The 17,858-nt window shown below is 39.5% G+C and carries 17 protein-coding genes and 1 pseudogene; 14 read left to right on the plus strand and 4 right to left on the minus strand.

What is annotated here, in order from left to right:
- Positions 1 to 200: 200 nt before the first annotated feature.
- From MH144_RS03670 to MH144_RS03695, 6 genes and pseudogenes are all read left to right on the plus strand, one after another.
- Complete coding sequence (locus MH144_RS03670; protein ID WP_239297713.1) at positions 201 to 410, plus strand: hypothetical protein; 210 nt, start codon at positions 201 to 203, stop codon at positions 408 to 410.
- Between the two features lie 464 nt (positions 411 to 874).
- Positions 875 to 1,486, plus strand: coding sequence for a hypothetical protein (locus MH144_RS03675; protein ID WP_239297714.1), 612 nt, complete (start codon positions 875 to 877; stop codon positions 1,484 to 1,486).
- Positions 1,487 to 1,688: 202 nt separating this feature from the next.
- Positions 1,689 to 2,554, plus strand: a pseudogene (locus tag MH144_RS03680) (YwqG family protein).
- Between the two features lie 48 nt (positions 2,555 to 2,602).
- Entirely contained in the window at positions 2,603 to 2,923 is a 321-nt protein-coding gene (locus tag MH144_RS03685; RefSeq protein WP_239297715.1) for an HIT family protein, read from the plus strand.
- A 511-nt stretch (positions 2,924 to 3,434) separates the two neighbouring features.
- Positions 3,435 to 3,983 (plus strand): hypothetical protein, encoded by a 549-nt coding sequence (locus MH144_RS03690; protein WP_239297716.1) that lies wholly within the window; start codon positions 3,435 to 3,437, stop codon positions 3,981 to 3,983.
- Positions 3,984 to 4,116: 133 nt separating this feature from the next.
- Positions 4,117 to 5,166, plus strand: a complete 1,050-nt coding sequence (locus tag MH144_RS03695; RefSeq protein WP_239297717.1) for a DUF1835 domain-containing protein — start codon at positions 4,117 to 4,119, stop codon at positions 5,164 to 5,166.
- A 202-nt stretch (positions 5,167 to 5,368) separates the two neighbouring features.
- Here the strand turns inward: MH144_RS03695 and MH144_RS03700 are convergent, their stop codons facing one another.
- Positions 5,369 to 6,772 (minus strand): aminotransferase-like domain-containing protein, encoded by a 1,404-nt coding sequence (locus tag MH144_RS03700; RefSeq protein ID WP_239297718.1) that lies wholly within the window; start codon positions 6,770 to 6,772, stop codon positions 5,369 to 5,371.
- A gap of 109 nt (positions 6,773 to 6,881) precedes the next feature.
- Here MH144_RS03700 and azlC point away from each other — a divergent pair, with 109 nt between their 5' ends.
- Both azlC and MH144_RS03710 read left to right on the plus strand, forming a co-directional pair.
- The gene (gene azlC / locus MH144_RS03705; protein ID WP_239297719.1) at positions 6,882 to 7,601 is read left to right on the plus strand and encodes an azaleucine resistance protein AzlC; all 720 of its coding nucleotides are present in this window, start codon (positions 6,882 to 6,884) and stop codon (positions 7,599 to 7,601) included.
- Entirely contained in the window at positions 7,592 to 7,924 is a 333-nt protein-coding gene (locus MH144_RS03710) for a branched-chain amino acid transporter permease (RefSeq protein ID WP_239297720.1), read from the plus strand. Before azlC ends, MH144_RS03710 begins: the two co-directional genes overlap by 10 nt.
- Positions 7,925 to 8,168: 244 nt before the next feature.
- Here MH144_RS03710 and MH144_RS03715 read toward each other — a convergent pair whose 3' ends face one another.
- Positions 8,169 to 8,645, minus strand: coding sequence for an RNA polymerase sigma factor (locus tag MH144_RS03715; protein ID WP_239297721.1), 477 nt, complete (start codon positions 8,643 to 8,645; stop codon positions 8,169 to 8,171).
- Positions 8,646 to 8,856: 211 nt separating this feature from the next.
- Here MH144_RS03715 and MH144_RS03720 point away from each other — a divergent pair, with 211 nt between their 5' ends.
- The 6 genes from MH144_RS03720 (at position 8,857) to MH144_RS03745 (ending at position 15,580) form a co-directional block, all read left to right on the plus strand.
- A complete protein-coding gene (locus tag MH144_RS03720) occupies positions 8,857 to 9,570 on the plus strand; it encodes a response regulator transcription factor (RefSeq protein ID WP_239299248.1) in 714 nt (237 codons plus the stop codon).
- Between the two features lie 101 nt (positions 9,571 to 9,671).
- Positions 9,672 to 11,033, plus strand: coding sequence for a sensor histidine kinase (locus MH144_RS03725; protein ID WP_239297722.1), 1,362 nt, complete (start codon positions 9,672 to 9,674; stop codon positions 11,031 to 11,033).
- Positions 11,030 to 12,187 (plus strand): TolB-like translocation protein, encoded by a 1,158-nt coding sequence (locus MH144_RS03730; RefSeq protein WP_239297723.1) that lies wholly within the window; start codon positions 11,030 to 11,032, stop codon positions 12,185 to 12,187. Before MH144_RS03725 ends, MH144_RS03730 begins: the two co-directional genes overlap by 4 nt.
- 192 nt (positions 12,188 to 12,379) lie before the next feature.
- Positions 12,380 to 13,084 (plus strand): ABC transporter ATP-binding protein, encoded by a 705-nt coding sequence (locus MH144_RS03735; protein ID WP_239297724.1) that lies wholly within the window; start codon positions 12,380 to 12,382, stop codon positions 13,082 to 13,084.
- A 20-nt stretch (positions 13,085 to 13,104) separates the two neighbouring features.
- Positions 13,105 to 14,442: an ABC transporter permease gene (locus tag MH144_RS03740; protein ID WP_239297725.1), complete on the plus strand. Its 1,338-nt coding sequence runs from the start codon at positions 13,105 to 13,107 to the stop codon at positions 14,440 to 14,442.
- 61 nt (positions 14,443 to 14,503) lie between these two features.
- The gene (locus MH144_RS03745) at positions 14,504 to 15,580 is read left to right on the plus strand and encodes an efflux RND transporter periplasmic adaptor subunit (protein ID WP_239297726.1); all 1,077 of its coding nucleotides are present in this window, start codon (positions 14,504 to 14,506) and stop codon (positions 15,578 to 15,580) included.
- Positions 15,581 to 16,060: 480 nt separating this feature from the next.
- On the opposite strand, the gene MH144_RS03750 is transcribed toward MH144_RS03745, so the two are convergent.
- Both MH144_RS03750 and MH144_RS03755 read right to left on the minus strand, forming a co-directional pair.
- The gene (locus tag MH144_RS03750) at positions 16,061 to 17,215 is read right to left on the minus strand and encodes a sensor histidine kinase (RefSeq protein WP_481857313.1); all 1,155 of its coding nucleotides are present in this window, start codon (positions 17,213 to 17,215) and stop codon (positions 16,061 to 16,063) included.
- Positions 17,148 to 17,828 carry a response regulator transcription factor gene (locus MH144_RS03755; RefSeq protein WP_239297727.1) on the minus strand — a complete coding sequence of 227 codons (681 nt, stop codon included), beginning with the start codon at positions 17,826 to 17,828 and terminating at the stop codon, positions 17,148 to 17,150. Before MH144_RS03755 ends, MH144_RS03750 begins: the two co-directional genes overlap by 68 nt.
- Positions 17,829 to 17,858 lie beyond the last annotated feature (30 nt).

Below are 17,858 nucleotides of genomic sequence, written 5' to 3' on the forward strand. Positions count from 1 at the left end.
AAGGAGTCAAAGCATATTTTGGGTAGGAGTGAAGGCATGAAGAGAAGTTTGGCTATTTTCTGGGTTGCTGTTGTGGGAGTAATATTTTTTTGGGTTGGGACGTTGGTTTTCATACCAAAGTGGTACAACAAGCCTGCATTTGGTCCAGGTACCTTTGGGGATATGTTTGGTGTTTTCTGGGACCGAAATGGTGGACAGACATGGACATTATTATGGATGAAGCCCGTAAGCGCGGGATGAAGGTATGGCTGCTGGATGACGATCATTTTCCTACGGGGCATGCGGCAGGCAAAATACAGGAAGCTCCGGAAGAGCTTCACCGCTTGTTTCTAGGTGAGCGATATATTGATAACAGTTGTAGCGATATGTCGGGGGACAAGAACATATTCCCATTGAAAGTCGCTATTTAGCGGCTTTTTTATTTTATCGGTACAAGTTCTTGTCCCAAGCCAAGGACAAGAACTTGTACCGATTGCCGAAACGGACAAGAACATGGGCCGATTACCGATTAGATAAATAACTAACTAACTGAAGTTTACATCGCTTTTATTAAGCTAACGGGAAACGTTAGTTTAATAAAAGCGCCAACCATAGTGTGAACACCTCCAATTGGTAAATGGTGTCCAACATTTGGGGTGTCAATGCTCTAAACTCGAAATATAAAATTAAATTGAATTTAATTGAAGGGGGTCAATTTAGTGGAGACTCTGCCCAAGAATTTAGTTGAAAAAAATGTGATGCTGCGTCCATAAAAAACCTCACCTCAGAGAACGGAACATTCAGAATCTACCACTCCTAACATTTACAAAAAAGAGAATATATTCTTATATAATAGATACTTGCTTGTTAATTACAAATTTCAAAGGAGATCGCTGTGTTCCTGCTTGTTTTATTTATGACTTTAAATGGGTATTCGAAAATCCTTACAGTAGGGGTCGGTATGGGGGCAACCCTTGTTGCGTTTATCATCCACTACTTTTATCCTTTAGCTCTTGAGAAGCGTATGGATCGTGTGGAATTCTTTTTACGTGGCCAGAAAAATACACCTGAAATTTATATTCAATATGTACTTGCGAATAGATTCGAGGATGAATCAAGAATGGTTATGGAGCAGATTATGAGCAAACATAAAAAGGAAAAGGCACAAGCAGTGTACAAGGCAGCTTATGGGGTTTATCGCAAGGATATGCATGATGTTCGGGAAGCCGTACCGTATATCCGATTTTCGGATTACCGTGCATATTATGAAACCATTTTACTATCGGAGGACGAGAAAAGTACTCAGGCACGAGAATGTCTCAAGTCAATTAAAAAGCGCTGGATGAGATCTGCGTTGCTCGCGGAAATAGAAATTAAAGCAGGTCATCGAGAAACGGCCATCAAGCATGCAAGGGAAGCAATTAATGCTTCGAGAGGCGTTCATCGTTATGTGTTACATAAAGAATACGAAAGAATATTACCGGAAGCAGTTGCGTCTGTGTCGTAAAACGTGAAAGCCTGTAGTCAGGCTGCTCAGGGCTGGCTTGACTACATGTGAACGAGACGATGTAAAAGGCAAGAAGGATATATGATGAACTCAAATTCAACCGTAACATCAACACTTTTAATATCAAAGAAACGGTAGTAGAGCAAATAAGCACTGATGATTTATCCATGCGAATAAGAAATTACCTTCAGAAGGCATCTCAATGCTAAACAAAGAGGAAGTAATACGACAGCTCGAACAAGTGGGTCTAAAAGAATATGGTAATGCTATTGCCAACTGGGTTTTTCCGACGGCTCAACTATTTCTGAGCCCCGTTTCCGATTCTGATATTCTTTTAGGAGGAAGTAAGGTAGGAGGTAATCCAGATCTTCCTGAAGACCTCGAATGGCTAACGTGGAAAGAATATGATATGTCTTTTATCTTGCAGATTAACTTATCTGATTGCCCTCAACAGTTGTCTCTTCCGACGAGTGGACTACTATCCTTTTTTTATGCTGTAAAACCTATGTATGCAGAGATGGGAGGTTATAATGATCCTTCTACATGCCGAGTGTTCTACTTCGATTCTGATCGTCTCGAAAAATCAGCACGAAGAAACACACCTACAAGTTTAACTGATTTAGAAAAGCTGAAGCCGAATCAGATTTTATTTGAGCATAATTTTTCAGTACCCACCGCTGAGTCAGCTTACCTCGAAAGCCTGGGACTCGGCTGGAATGGAAACATTGAGAATTTTGAGAAGTACTGGAGATTATTTTTACCGAATTGGAGTACAAAAGGATATATTAATCGACTTATGGGCCATCCGGATCCAATTCAGGGAGATATGCAAGTTAGTTGTGAGTTAACTTATGGACCGTATAAGTGGATTGAAAACAATGACCCTGAGATTCGAGGTAAAGTATTGAATTCTGCACTAAAGTGGCGATTACTTCTACAAATAGACTCGGAAGAAGAAAAGACAGGGGTGATGTGGGAGATTCTGGTAGAATTTATTATTGGATCCATGAAGATGATCTTGCGAATCTATGTTTTGAACGAGTAATTTGTGTGATGCAATGTACGTAAGGTAAAACGAAATAGTAGTGGTTATTATGAGAAGTGGAGGGAGTAGATATGGCGAATAGGATGTGTTTAGGATGTCAGCTTGCAAACAAAATGATTGATACGAACACAATTTATGAAAATGATTACGTAACTTGTATTTTGGATATTGAGCCACTAAATGAAGGGCATGTTCTCATCCTTCCGAAACAACATTACTACGAACTCGATGATTTGGACGATATAACTGCTAACGAAATTATGAAGGCATCTATCTTGCTAAAAAGGCTGATCCAAACACAATTCAATCCAGATGGAATAACCATCATTCAAAATGGGGTTGAATTTAACGATTTGTCGCATTATCATATGCATGTCTTTGATAGTAATTAAACTAGCTGGATGCAAGCTTATGATAGAGACATAAGGGGAAACGCTCAACTTACTCGGCTACATATCATTACTAAGCAAACAACTAAGTTGAATAAAATGAGGGGGGGAAGGGATTGTCTGTATGGAAAAAGCAAGTTTTAAAATATTTTGAGATCATAGGATATTTCGTTATTGGTTTCATTTTAACTGAAAATGTACTGAGATACATTTATGAGTATTTTGATATTCATTTTATGGGGAACGTATGGGTTAACTGGTTTGGGCTCTCCTATCTTTTGTTTTTTATTTGTACTATAACCTGTTCTCAAATTGTAATTAATAATAACAGTATCTTTAGAAAACGTATAAAATCAATAACCTTTTGGATTTTTTTGTTGGCTCTATTTATGCCGTCTTTATCCCTTTTGTTAAAGGTGAAAATCCATTCTAATTCAACTAACGGGAGGTTTTAATTACCCGAGCAGCTGGTTGAATCTTTAAAAAAAATTGTCCTTGAAAGGAGTTTTTCAGGGTGGAAGCAATTATGGTAACGCCACATGTCGGCATCGGTCCTTTTCAGCTAGGGATGAGTAGGGAAAAGGTGGAGCAGACCTTTCAGAATATGGACTATTGGAGAGCTGATGATGGGATACCCGTTAATCCCAGTTATATCGAGATGCTGTTTACGCGCAGTCATTTTGAATACGATTCCAACGGCAGGGTAAAATTCATTCAACTAATGAACCCACACTATCATAGTCAATTTCATATCCCTTGTTTATTTCAAGACATGGATGTCTTCACGACTAAGGCTGAGGATTTGATCAATACTCTTATGAAAAAGTATCCAATGATCGGGGATGATGATCCAAGAACGGGGTATTCCTTTGCGTTTCAAGAACTCGAGCTGTGCTTCTGGCGAGAAGGCATTATGAATGATGAAATCTTGAAAGACCCGGATTTTCTGGAAATGAGCGAAGAAAATCAAGCGCTCGAAAAGCGTTATTACTATTTTACGACCGTCTCGATCGGCGCACCAGGATATTTCGACTTCATGGATGACAACTCAAAGGAATCATAAAAATAGGGGGAAGCAAGCTGAGCGTTTGATATAAGGGAAAGAATGTTGTGTATCTATTCAATTGCGTGATCGAACTCATTTGAACGCATGTGTGAGAATATGTACGGTGCATACGAAAAGGAGGGAAGATGATTTGAATCTTAAAGATTTCCTAGTAATTAAAAGAGCAACCGATAGTTTGGGAGAAGGAGAATTAAAACCCTATCTTCAATTTATGCTGGCTAAAATCAAATTGATGAAGCAGCAAGAGGGAACAAGTGAAACCGTAGCTCACGAACTAATTGAACTATATGATGAGCTGATGAGTCTTCAAGAGAGAAGAATATTCTGGTCTCCAGTACCTACTTGTACTCACGTTCATATTGTGATTGGGGAATCCTTTGCGGGCAGCATGAAACAAGCTTTAAGAGGACTCGGTTTCGAAGAAACGCATAAGGTTATAACGTTAAAGGATAACTACGCTATTGGTCCGCTTGGCCTGAACTCAGCAGAAGGACGTATGGAACGCAGGAATTGGTTTAGCAATAACATCATCGGTGGATTTGAAGAATATGATGAATTTGAAAATGAATACAATGAGACTCTAGTCAAATTAGATCTAATACCGGAAGGAGCAGAGATCGTTGTTTGGACTAGTAGCAATGCTTGTGAGCAGATAGGCTTACGCCATGCGGTTCACTTACTTCGCAGTAAACCTAATGCTATCTCGTTATATGATGCTTGTGCAGTCTGTGAAGAACTTTACAACCTGCCTGATGCATTCATACATTACAGGTGCTCAGGAGAGATCCCATCTGAAAAGCTGCGGGAAGCAATCAGCAGGTTAGACGACAAGAAAAGATTAGACTCTGCTGATACTGCACGTCTGGAAGAAGAATGGAAGGTCATCACGGAGCAGTCAGGAACTTTACGTATTTGGAGTGAGCAAGCTGTTTTAGAAGTGCCAGCGGATTATTATGATGATTACCTGTTAGAGAAATTAGACGATCTTAAGCCTCCTGCTGGTAATCAGGGTTTCTTGAAATCAGCCCGTCTTATTGGAGAGGCCATCGGATACTGTGAGCAATATATCGGAGATGCTTATTTCGAATATCGGTTAAGGGAGCTCATCTATAAAGGAGTTCTTGAAATTAAAGGCGTACCCGCAGGGATGCGCTTTTATAGCATCAGACGCAAGCAATAATATCAATTGTTTTTAAGTTAGGAGGTATACGTATGAGTGGTCTTCATCTAATTGAGGAGATCGAGTTTGAAATAAATGAAAATTTGTCGGGGGACAAGAACATGTTCCTATTCCTGATTAGGTGTATATCTAATCGTCATTTGCCCGTTAATTAATGAGCTAACGGGCAGGTTAGTTACAAACTCCACATATTATAAAGATCTTATCTTTGATAAAGATTTAGCAACTCGCTTAACAACTTCAATCCTACCTTTAACTCTTCCATATTAGACGTGGAAGAAAGCGCGACTCTCAAATGATCAGGCTCTTTACTAAAAGAACTCAAAAAACGATTGGAGTGAAACACACGAATGCCATTATCTAAGAAATACCTTTCGGTAAGAAGGTTTTTTTTAGATTGTGGTATAGGAAGCCATCGAAAAAAACTCAGCGGATGTCCGGCTTGAGGTGAAAGTGAAAAATATTTTCTAAACAATTGGCTGCCTTCTTCAGCTAATTGTTTTTTTCTTTCGACGATCTTTTGAGCTTGTCCAGTGAGAATTAGCTCTGTGATAATCTCGACATCCAAAGAAGATGTCTTGACGTTGACGTTATATATCGCCTTAATCATCTTACTTTTAAATACTTCGTTAAATACAACGTATGCCACTCTTAGCCCTGAACAGATGGATTTGGATGTACTGCATATGTAGACAGTTTGATTTGGTAGCATTTGATACATGGGTTGGCCATAATGGTCAATAGTACCAGCTGACAAAAAGGCATGAAAGTCATCTTCAATTAGAATTAAGGCATACTTTTGGATAACATGAGCCAATTCCATTTTTCTTTTTATGGGCATCATGATGGTTGTTGGATTCGCACAAGATGGCATCAAAAATACTCCATCAATATTCATTTGTTGGCATTGTTCCTCCAAAGCGTCAGGTAGCATTCCGTGCTCATCACCGAGGATGGGGACCAACCGGATTTGGTACATTTTCGAAATTTCAATAAAGTTAGCGTAGGTGTAAACATCGACTGCAATTCGGTTACCTGGTTCGAATAAGGCAAATAAGGTAATTGCAATGGCGTTTTGTGCTCCCGAAACGATGGCCACATGCTCCGTATCGGCTTGAATCCCTAGTGTTTGCATCCAATTGAGAGCAGCCAATTTATGATGAGGAATACCGGAAGGATCATTATAATTCAATAACTGCTCCAGATAATTCTTCTCTGCAACTTGTTTGATCACTTCCGAAACCATCTCATTCGTCTGCTCATATGAAGCGACAAAACCAAGATCAATAACTTTATTTGAATTATGTTCTTTCGAGATAGTAACCGATCGAGCAGCATTGGCGCCAACAAAAGTACCGTTACCTGTAACGCCATATAAGAGTCCTTTAAGTTCGCATAATTTATAGGCACGCGTAATGGTGGTAAAATTCACATCCAGATAATCCGCTAACTCTCGTTGTGGCGGAAGTTTTGTACCAGGAGCTAAGAATCCATGATTGATATCATGCTCCAGCAATTGTGCTAGAGAACGATAAATAGGACGTCTTAATTGATTTTTGTTGGGTTTCCATGACATAGGATAGTGATCAAAAGAGTTGAACGGCATGAAGATACACCTCATAACTATATTGTAATACATACAATTATAACATTGATTGTATGTATTTCTGTTGTTAAACTGACAAAGTATTGAATGTTCAGAAGGAGATGCAGAAATGTTAAAAAATAATAATCTACTCTTGCCGGCTTTAAAAGAAGCTTTCCCACCTACGATTCCAATCCTAGCTGGCTTTATGTTTTTAGGAATCGCTTATGGTATTCTGATGAACCTTTCCGGATTCAATGTGATTTATGCTGTTCTTATGGCACTACTTATTTTTGCCGGTTCCATGGAATTTGTTGCAGTGAATTTGCTACTCAGTTCATTTAATCCACTTGGAGCCTTGCTCATGACCTTGATGGTTAACGCAAGGCATCTTTTTTATGGAATATCAATGCTTGATAAATATAAAGGTACGGGTTTTAAAAAAATATATTTGATCTTTGGATTATGCGATGAATCATTCTCAATTAACTATACAGCGGATATTCCACAAAACGTGGATAGGGGATGGTATATGTTCTTCATAACGTTCCTAAATCATAGCTATTGGGTTGTTGGTGCAGCGATAGGTGGGATTTTTGGATCACTAGTTACCCTTAACATGCAGGGACTAGACTTTGTGATGACAGCTCTATTCATTGTTATTTTCATCGAGCAATGGATGAAGGAAGGCACACATGATAGTGCATTGCTGGGTTTAGGAATATCCATTTTATGTCTTATTATCTTTGACAGTACAAACTTTATCATTCCCTCCATGATGGGGCTTCTTATTACTCTTACACTTATGCGAAAAAAAATAGAGAATAGAGGTGAATCTGCATGTCCATGACGTCTTTGGAAATCGTCATAACTATAGCAATGGTAGTACTGGGTACAATGATGACCCGGTTTATCCCATTTATTTTGTTCCCACCAGGTCGCCCCACGCCAAAATATGTACAGTACCTGGGCAAGGTCCTACCCTCAGCTGCACTGGGACTACTTGTAATCTATAGTATTAAAGATATTTCTTTTTTTTCTGAATCTTATGGTATACCCGAAATCTTATCAATTCTTATTGTCATCTTACTTCATTATTGGAAAAGAAATATGTTGCTATCCATCGCAGGCGGTACTTTACTTTATATGATCTTTGTCCAGTTTGTATTTTAAATAGAATGGAGCGCTAAAATGAGAATCAGTCCAGACTTTATTGGATCATCATCTATATCGAGGATGAAACTGTGCTTCATAGGAGCTGGTTCTGTGGCTGACGCATCAAGTTAAAATTAAAAGGCATGAGCCGGTACAATACCGAGCTCATGCCCAACAAGTTGCATAAGAACATTTGTCTAACTTTAAGGGATCATTTCACGTGATCGGTTGCTTATTTCGTCAACGTGCAGAAGCCAGTTTTTTATGAGATGACTTTCGACCGAATACGATTAACAGCATGAAATACTGAAGCTTTGATCATGCTTTCACTGCGGTTAACCAGGTCTGAGGTTTCCTTAATGGAATATCCATGAAGAATGCGTAGTTCTAAGATTTTCCGATGTTCTTTGTTGACAACATGTGAGACCAGATCCTCGACGCTTTCATCAATTTCAAGACTGAATGTGTCTAAGTGATATTGAGGTAAGTTCAAACGACTGTCGCGCTTTAGAGTACGGATTTTCCTACGCAAGTTATCCATAGCAAGGTTACGAGCGATTCGTTTGAGATAGTACAGGATCCGTTCTTCAGGAATATCAATAGAAACGCGCATCAACTTAATGAAGCAGTCCTGAGCCAGATCCTCTGCATCTTGAGCTTGCTTAATGAATTGAGCTAGATACCTTGTAATTTCTGATTTATAGTTAACATAAGCATCATGTATTTGTATGTCATTCATGTGGTACGAAGCCTCCTGGAAATACAGATTAGTTCAATGTCGGTTTTGGTTGTTTTCTGTATGATGTAAGTATACCGGGAGGTTGTATCCAAACCGTACGAATTTGTATCGGAGTTGTAACATTTACTGTTTCCCTCTGTTCAAAGATACTATTTGAGATAGAGAATATATGCAGATGAATTTTAAAGAGCAAGGAGACTACGATGAGATCATGAGATTAAGAGAGATTTTGATTGTTGAGGATGAGGAGTCCATTCGTGATATTTTATCCTATTCGTTACGCAAGGAAGGATTCCAGATGAAGGAAGCTGCTTCGGGAAAAGAGGCTCTGGAATTGCTACAAGACTCAAAGCCCGATCTAATCTTGTTAGATCTGATGTTACCCGACATGAGTGGTTTTGATGTGTGCAGACAACTATCTGTAAATTCCAAAATACCCGTTATTATGATTACGGCAAAGTCCGATATGTTGGACAAGGTCCTTGGTATGGAGCTCGGAGCGGATGATTATATTACAAAGCCTTTTGATATCCGGGAAGTGGTTGCGCGTATTCGAGCTATTTTCCGTAGGATTGATCTCATTAGTGATACGTTGGACAACCAGTCATACGAAGTTGTCCGACTCGGCAAGCACATTGAGATTCGTAAAGACGAACGTGAAGTGCGGAAGAACGGGGAACGGGCAGAACTTACGAATAAAGAATATGAATTACTATTATTTCTAGTGAATCATCACCGTAAAGTACACACGCGTTCTGAACTTCTAGACAAGGTATGGGGATTTGAATTTGCAGGAGATACCCGAACGGTGGACATACATGTACAAAGAATTCGCAAAAAGTTGGACAGTGAGGTTCAAGGGATTTCGATAATAGAAACAGTATTTGGTGTGGGGTACAAGCTAAATATTCAGGTGCTTGCATGAAGTGGACCATCCAGTTCAAATTGGTGGTTCTATTCTCGGTCATCGTATTCATTGGGTTTTCTGCTCTACTTATTTTATCCAATAAGGTAGCTCAGGATAATATGTACCGGGAAGTACATGAAGATATGGTGCAAGCAAAAAAAAATCTGGACATCGCGTTGAATCAGTATTTTCTTATCCAAAACAAGCGTATCAGCAGGGAATCACTAGAAACGCTGAATCATGAGCTAGCAGAACAGATTGGATCAGCTGCCGGTGGGAACATTACAGTTTACCGCCCGAATGCATCTCCATACGGATCGACAGAGAGCGGAAATAATGTCGTAAATCAATCGAATTTTCCTGATTTAAAGGAAGCCATGCAGTCCAATATCGCTTATACAACCGCCGCTGATAAAGGTCAGATAACCGCTAGTCTATCTTTTCCACTCCAGATAGATCAACAATTAATAGGAATTGTACAAATGCAGAAGGATTACAGTGCACTGTACAAGCGTAATGTTCGCTTTCAGAACACAATTATGCTGTTCGCAGCCGTTATCTTCGTATTTGTATTTATCGCATCCATTTTTATTTCTAGGAAAATCACACACCCTATTCGTGTACTTACAAAACGTTCTGCTGAAGTCGCTCAAGGGAGCCTGAACGCTGATATTCAAATTTCAACAAAAGATGAGATTGGTGAACTGGCTATAAGCTTTACAGTCATGATTGATCGAATACGTGAACAGATTGATGTAATTGAGCGGGAACGAGACGAAGTGGAGCAAGTTCAAGCACGGAGCAAAGTTTTTTTCGATAATGTGACACATGAATTGAAAACCCCGCTGACAACTATTCTGGGCTATGCCCAGATTTTGAGGGATAATGGTTTTACAGACGAGAAATTTTTCGACAAAGGAATAAATTATATTATTAAAGAAAGCCAGCGCCTTAATATGATGGTAGCCGATATTCTAGAAGTCTCTGTATCATCTGCGAGCATCCCTGCATATCGGTTTGAACGGGTACATGTATCCGAAATCATTCGTGAAGCTTGTGAGGATATGTCCATCAAAGCAGGAAAGTACAATATGGGCATCCACTATGAATTGGAGGAACATCTATATCTTCGGGGAGATCGGAATAAGCTGAAAGAGGTATTTCTTAACATCCTGGATAACTCAGTAAAATACAGTGCGGTAAATTCAATTATCGAAGTGCAGTCCTTCCGAGTAGACAATTTAATAAAAATTGTAATTCGAGATCAGGGGGAAGGTATCGATGCTGAAGCGCTCCAGCATGTATTTGAACCTTTTTACCAGGATAAAGGAACAAAAAGGGCTGAGAAAGGGAGCGCCGGCCTAGGATTGTCTATTGTTAAGAACACGGTTGAACGTCATGGAGGGACAGTGGAAATGCAAAGTAATACACATGAAGGCACCAAAGTAAATATCTGTCTTCCAGGAGAAATAGACACATGAAATATTTCCAATTCTGGCGAAAATATCGGGATTGGTTAATCCTATTAGGGATCATGATTGTATTTGTTGGAGGAATATTCGGTATTGGCAGCATATTCAGCATAGGAAATCTCAAGCCTCGGACGGTGGTTTTACCAAGTGAGCAGTTTGAAAGTCGTTTGGCCCCACCGCCCAGCAGTACTATTCATACTGAATCGGCTACCAAAATTCCGAACGACTTCGCAATTTATGACTTTGAAGTGGTAAACCGGAATACGATTATTATGAATCAACCAGATTCGTCTTATACGGGAATTCAACTGTCGGTAATGCAACTGGATGATAACAAAGTCAAGAAAATTGCAGGTAGTACAGATTACGGGGTCGTGATAAGCCCAGACCACAAGAAAATGATTTATTCTCAGCACCGAGCAGGTCATACGCAAAGTTCAACATATGAGTATGATATTCAAACTGGAGGTCGTCGCAAACTATTAAACGACAACTCGTATTACAAAGTTTTTGCAGGGAATGACTCTTACATCGGTCAAGATGAACTTTTGGCGAAGCAAGTGAATCTAACTACCAATGAGAGTCGAGTGATCTATACTCATGATGAATTGATGGGAATATTAACGGGAGCGACCCAGAGTTTGAGTGACAATCTTATTTTTATGGATGACTTGGAAATTAGCGAAGATCTTAAATCGGTTTACCTGCTGGTACTACTAAAAGACAAGTACACTATATATCGAGTTTCACTAGAGGGCGACCTTGAAGTGAAGAAATATGCGGCATTGGATGAAATCCAACAATTTAAGTTACTGAAAAATGGCGATATGCTCATTCTGGGAACGATGAATAACGTGCAAGGCTTATTTCGATATCACCCTGTAAACGATTCATATGACGTAATAGTGGAAGGATCTATTTGGAGTTTCGATCTGAATGCAGACGAATCTCGCATAGCGTACTTCCTTATGAAAGATAGCCAGAATCAGAATAATGAAATGCATATTGCCTATCTGAACGATGACAAACTGTCATCTGATACTGTTATTTATCGTAATATCGATAATTTTATCAAACTGAAATGGAATGAAGATGAATTGTTCTTTGTAGGAGGCTCATTAACTAAGAGTGAGCTGTATCGCTTTACTTTCAGAGTTTGGTAAGATGGTAATGTCCAGACTTCAATCCGTAATAAAAAGGCTAGTGAAAGCTAGTATAACGGATTGAAGTTTTTTGTATTTTACAAGTTGGATACAATCTCGGGCGACTTAGAAACATCTTGGCTCTACAATGAAAATAGTGTAATTGCATGAATCTATACATATTAAGTAACACGGAAAGGAAGGCATGAAAGAATGCTTCGAGTTGAACAGTTATCTCACTCTTTCCGCAATGCCCAGGGAAGTGTGCCTGTGCTTCAGGATATCAATTTGACGATTAGCGAAGGTAAGATGGTAGCTCTGCTAGGTAGTTCAGGTTCAGGGAAGTCGACTTTATTGAATCTGATGGCTGGCCTGATGAAACCAGATCAAGGTAAGATTTTTATCGCTGGACAGGATATTGTACGCTTCAGCGAAAATCGTCTTGCTGAGTTTAGGCGCAGACATATCGGCTTTATATTTCAATCCTATGAGTTGATGTCCAATCTTACGATACGAGAAAATGTAGAGCTCCCACTAGTATTTATGGGTGAAAGGCCTTCCAAGCGTAAGGCGAAAGCATTGAGATTGTTGGAGCAGGTTGGATTGGTAGAGAAAGTGAATTTATTCCCATCCCAGTTATCGGGTGGTCAACAGCAACGTGTTAGTATCGCACGCTCACTCATTACAGAACCTTCGGTTATTTTCGCGGATGAACCAACGGGGAATCTGGATACCGAAACCGAGGAAGAAATAATTGCAATCTTGCAGAGTCTGAATCGGGATATGAATACCACTTTTGTGATTGTGACACATGAAGCGGAGGTTGCTGAACAGATGCAGAGTGTGCTTACTCTGCATCGTGGTTTACTGGTTGAAGAAGCTGTAAAGGAGTTTGAGAAAAAAGGAGAGGAATTGTGAGATTACTGGATGTAATACGTATGGCATGGGGGCAGATCATTCGTAGAAAAATGGTCACGCTGCTTTGTATGATTGGTCTGTCCATCGGCTCGGCTGCGATGGTCATTGCACTTAGCGTAGGGCAGTCTGTACAAACATATAGTGAAAAAACGTTAAATGACAACTATAAGATGGATGAGATAACGATTTCTCCAAATGAAGGTATTCGTACTGGAAAGGGGAAGGGGGAACCCTCTTCGTTTGAACGGGGAGCCCTTACTATAGAAAAGATTCAGATTATCCAAAGAATTCCACATGTCATTGCCGTATCGCCAATGCTGACGCTGGATTCACTAGAAATGGTCCTTCCGGATGGTCGCAGCAGCTATGTTGAAGTTACGGGAACTGATTTAAAAACCCTAGAAGGATTTGGATACAAATATGCTCAAGGACGTGGAGGGGAAGATGGTCGCGTTGCGGTGGCAAGTTACGGGGCTACATTTGGACTTATAGATCCTAAATTGACTCAGAAATTAGTGGACCAGTTAGTTGCAGACCCTTATAACGATGAACTTATGCAGCAGTATATGGACATGTCCTCCAAGCAAGAACAATTGGTCCAGCAGAGAGTCCAGTTTAAAAATGATAATTATACTGAGCCAGGTAAAACGAAACTGAGTGGCTCTGTAACGGTAACTGGAGAATTGACGAAGCCTATCAATATGGATGAAATGAATGCTCAAAGTGAAAAAAAAGTATATCTGCCGTTGGATACGGCCCGAGCTTTACAGGATGAGCTCGGCTTACAACGTGAAGGCAGTTCTGTTCAACAACTAAATTCAGCTCTCGTTAAAGTCGAGGACAAACGCTATGTAGCCCAGGTAGAAGAACAAATCAAAAAGCTGACATTAAATACTCAGAGTAATCTATTTCAGGAGGAAGCAATGGCAGCTCAGCTATCCATGTATCAAAAAGCTGCTATAGGCATTGGTGGTTTTATTATGCTGCTGGCATCGTTGTCCATTATCGTAGCGATGATTATGTCCACGCATCAACGACGTAGACAGATTGGTGTGATGAAGGTGCTCGGTGCGAATCTGTGGCAAATTCGAATAATGTTTATTACCGAAGCCGGAATGTTAGGTTTGATAGGCGGGTTAGCCGGTTTGGGGATTGCATTCGGTGCCTTGGATGGCGTCAATAGTTTACTGGCGAGCCAAATGACAACTCAGTTAGATGGACCAATGACTGTTGTTATTCAACAATCGGCTCTACCGCTAGGCATTGTTTTTGCTGTTTTGGTTGGAGTTCTTTCGGGCATTTATCCAGCAATTAGTGCTTCTCGAACGAATGCACTGAGCGTGATTAAGTCAATGTAATTAAAACGTGTACAACGAGCGGGCAGACCCGAATTAATACACGGGGAAGGAAAATGGGAACATGAGAAAATGGATTACAATAATCATTATGGTTGTTATCCTGGCAGGATTGGGCTACTGGCTCTATGAAACGTACAAACCAAAACCAGAGGCGCCTGTCGAGATTCCACCGCCGATTACTTTTGATGTCACACAGGAAACAATAAAACAAACGATTCAAGTTAAAGGTAAATCGGTATACACCGAAGAGACAGATGTTTTCGCTCCGTTTGCTTCCAATATCAAGAAATGGCATGTGAAAAATGGAGATCAGGTGAGTAAAGGAGATGTACTCTTTACACTTGATACTTCGGTTTTACAGACGGAAATAGAGCAGCTGATGAGTGAACTGGAGAAAGCTAAATTGGATGCAGAAATTAATCAGATTAGCATAAATCAAGCGGAGATGAGCGAGTCTCTTGGAGTAACGGAGGAAGAACGTAAAAAACTCTTTGTTGAACGTGAAGGTAAACGACTGACCAATGAATTAAACGAAAAGGCATTGTCACTTAAGGAACAGGAAATCCAAAAGAAACAGGAAATGATAACCAAATCGGTTGCATATGCTGCTGCTTCGGGTATTTTCCAAATGAATGAAGAAGATCTTAAAACACGTGCAGTCACGGATGGTCAACGTATTGGTTACATTACAAATACTAGCAAATTGAAATTCATGACAATTGTTGGTGAGGAAGAAATGTTGAGGCTCAAAGTGGGAATGCCGGTGCAAGTACGAATGTCAGCCCAAAAGGAACTCAAATTTGTTGGTAAGGTAAGTAAGGTCTCCAAATTTGCTCGTAAAAACTCTGAAATGGATCTTAAACAAGCTTCCCAATTTGATGTAGTCATTGATCTTAAGCCGGATTCCAGAATGTTTGGTGGTGTGAGCCTGGAGGGGGATATTGAGATAATGCGCAAAGACAAAGCAACGGTTTTGTCTAGTCTGGCCATCATGCGTGATCAGACCACACCTTATGTTCTGCTAGACAAAGGAAATGGCTTGACAGAGCAACTACCAATTCAAACTGGATTGGAATCCGGTGACAAAACTGAAGTACTCGGTGGACTAAAACCAGGGGATGTTGTAGTTCTACCCTGATAGTTTATTCTTCAACAAGATAAAGACGGTGATCAGAAAGTGAAGCAATCGTCATGTAAGTCTACAAAATGAAAAAGCCCACTCCAGCGATGGAGGGGCTTTGTTCAGTTAAAAAAAGTCAAGATAATCTATAACTATGGAAGAATGAGTATATGTTTTAATGTCATATTGTTTACTCATTTTAGTATTAGTAGGATGTGCTGTATAAGGGTGTTAGATTCTTGAAATTTAAAAAATGAAGACGATTAACTTTGTTACCAAAGGAGATAGCACTCTCAAAATATTAGAGATGTTACTAAATTCGCATAACTCAGCTGATTTCATTTAAACTACAATTTTTCTTCAATGAACTCGTATAAGAATGGGGCACTTAAATAAAAAAGGAATAAAATGGTTAGATATTTATTCATTTCGCACACATCTTAAGAATTTATATTACTTAAATTTGAATGGAGACGCATTACTTTATTGATATTGTTTTTAATTAAGTATCGGTAAGGTCATTCTGAACAGAAACACACCATTGGTATGGTGAAGAGTTAAACTACCTTGATGTAGCTCGGCGATATTTCTTGCAATTGAAAGTCCTAGACCTGATCCAGCCTGTATGCCTTCACTAGTTCTAGAATAATCAACTTTATAGAACCGATCAAAGAGCTTGCTGACTTGCTCTTCTGCAAGAGGAGCGCCTTCATTTTCAATCTCGATGGAAGTATTCGAACCATTATTTTCCAACCGAACGTAGACTATCCCAGGTTTGACTGAGTATTTAATAGCGTTCATCATAAGGTTGTCAATTGCTCTGGCAATCTTATCGCTATCTACATAAACGCTAATGGGGTGGGGATGAATTTCTTTGACAATACGGACACCATTCTCTTGCGCAAGGGGTTCAAATTCGAATACCATTTGCTCCAGAAGCTGATCTAAGGCAATGTTTTTTCGCTTTAACTGGGTATCGTCAACAGAAGTGATTCGGGTATATTCGAATAAATCATCGAGCAACTTCCTCAAATGGATGGCTTTATTGTACGTATTTTGAATAAAGCGAGTGTACTCATCTTGATCACGATAAGATTCAGTTTTAAGAAGCTGGATGTAACCAATAATGCTTGTGAGGGGAGTCCGTAAATCATGTGATAGACCTGTAATCATTTCCATTTTAGATTGTTCAATTTTACGTTCCTTCGCAATTTGTCGTTCTAACTGTTCTGCCATTCTGTTAATATTTTTCGCGACCTTTCCAAGTTCGTCCTGTCGATCAAGTGTTACGCGATAATCAAGGTCCCCTTTTGCAATTATTTCAAGACCATGCTCAAGTTTCACTAGATCCTTTACGATCCTGCGGGTCAATATTAAGAAGATAATGATAAAGTTCACGATAAACAGAGGCGTGTTAATGTAAGGGAATAAATGAAGGTACCAATCTGTATCCATGGATTTTCCTATTTTAATTGAGACTGAGATAAATACATTGTTGATGTTTATTGAAATAAACAGAGTTATGATAATCCTAATCAGAATATTAACTTGAATGCTCTTTTCGCGCACAAGCTTGCGAACGTGCTTAATCAATTTTATAACCAACTCCCCAAACTGTTTTGATGTATTGAGGTTCCCTTGGCGTTTCTTCAAGTTTTTCACGAAGATTGCGGATGTGAACCATAACGGTATTATCAGAAAATCCATAAGGTTCTTTCCACACGCTCTCATAAATTTGCTCAGAGCTAAAGACTTGTCCAGGTCGACTCGCTAACAACATCAGTATAGCGAACTCCAGTGGTGTTAACGAAATTTCATTGCCTTTTAATTTAACGGAATGTTTATTTTTATCAATGACTAGATCTTTAATCAGAATCAGCGATGTTAATTCCTCTTTACCAATTAATGCTTGACGTCGCAACTGAGCTTTTACACGAGCAATTAATTCCAACGGGTTGAACGGCTTTACCATGTAATCATCCGCCCCAGTGGTTAAACCGATAATCTTATCAATATCCTCCTCTTTCGCTGAAAGCATAATAATTGGAGTATTTGAAATTTCTCTTATTTTCATACATGCAGCAATTCCATCCATACGTGGCATCATAACATCCAAAATAATGAGCTGAACTGAATTTAATTGAATAGCCCTCAGAGCTTCAAGACCGTCAGCTGCCTCAATGACTTGATGCCCTTCGTTACGCAAGTAAACATGGATCACATCGCGAATTTCAGGATCATCATCTACAACTAAAATTGTATTCATTTTAAATATCCTTTCTTCACACAAAATATT

The organism is Paenibacillus sp. ACRRY (assembly GCF_022346995.1).
In the GTDB taxonomy this organism is placed as follows: domain Bacteria; phylum Bacillota; class Bacilli; order Paenibacillales; family Paenibacillaceae; genus Paenibacillus.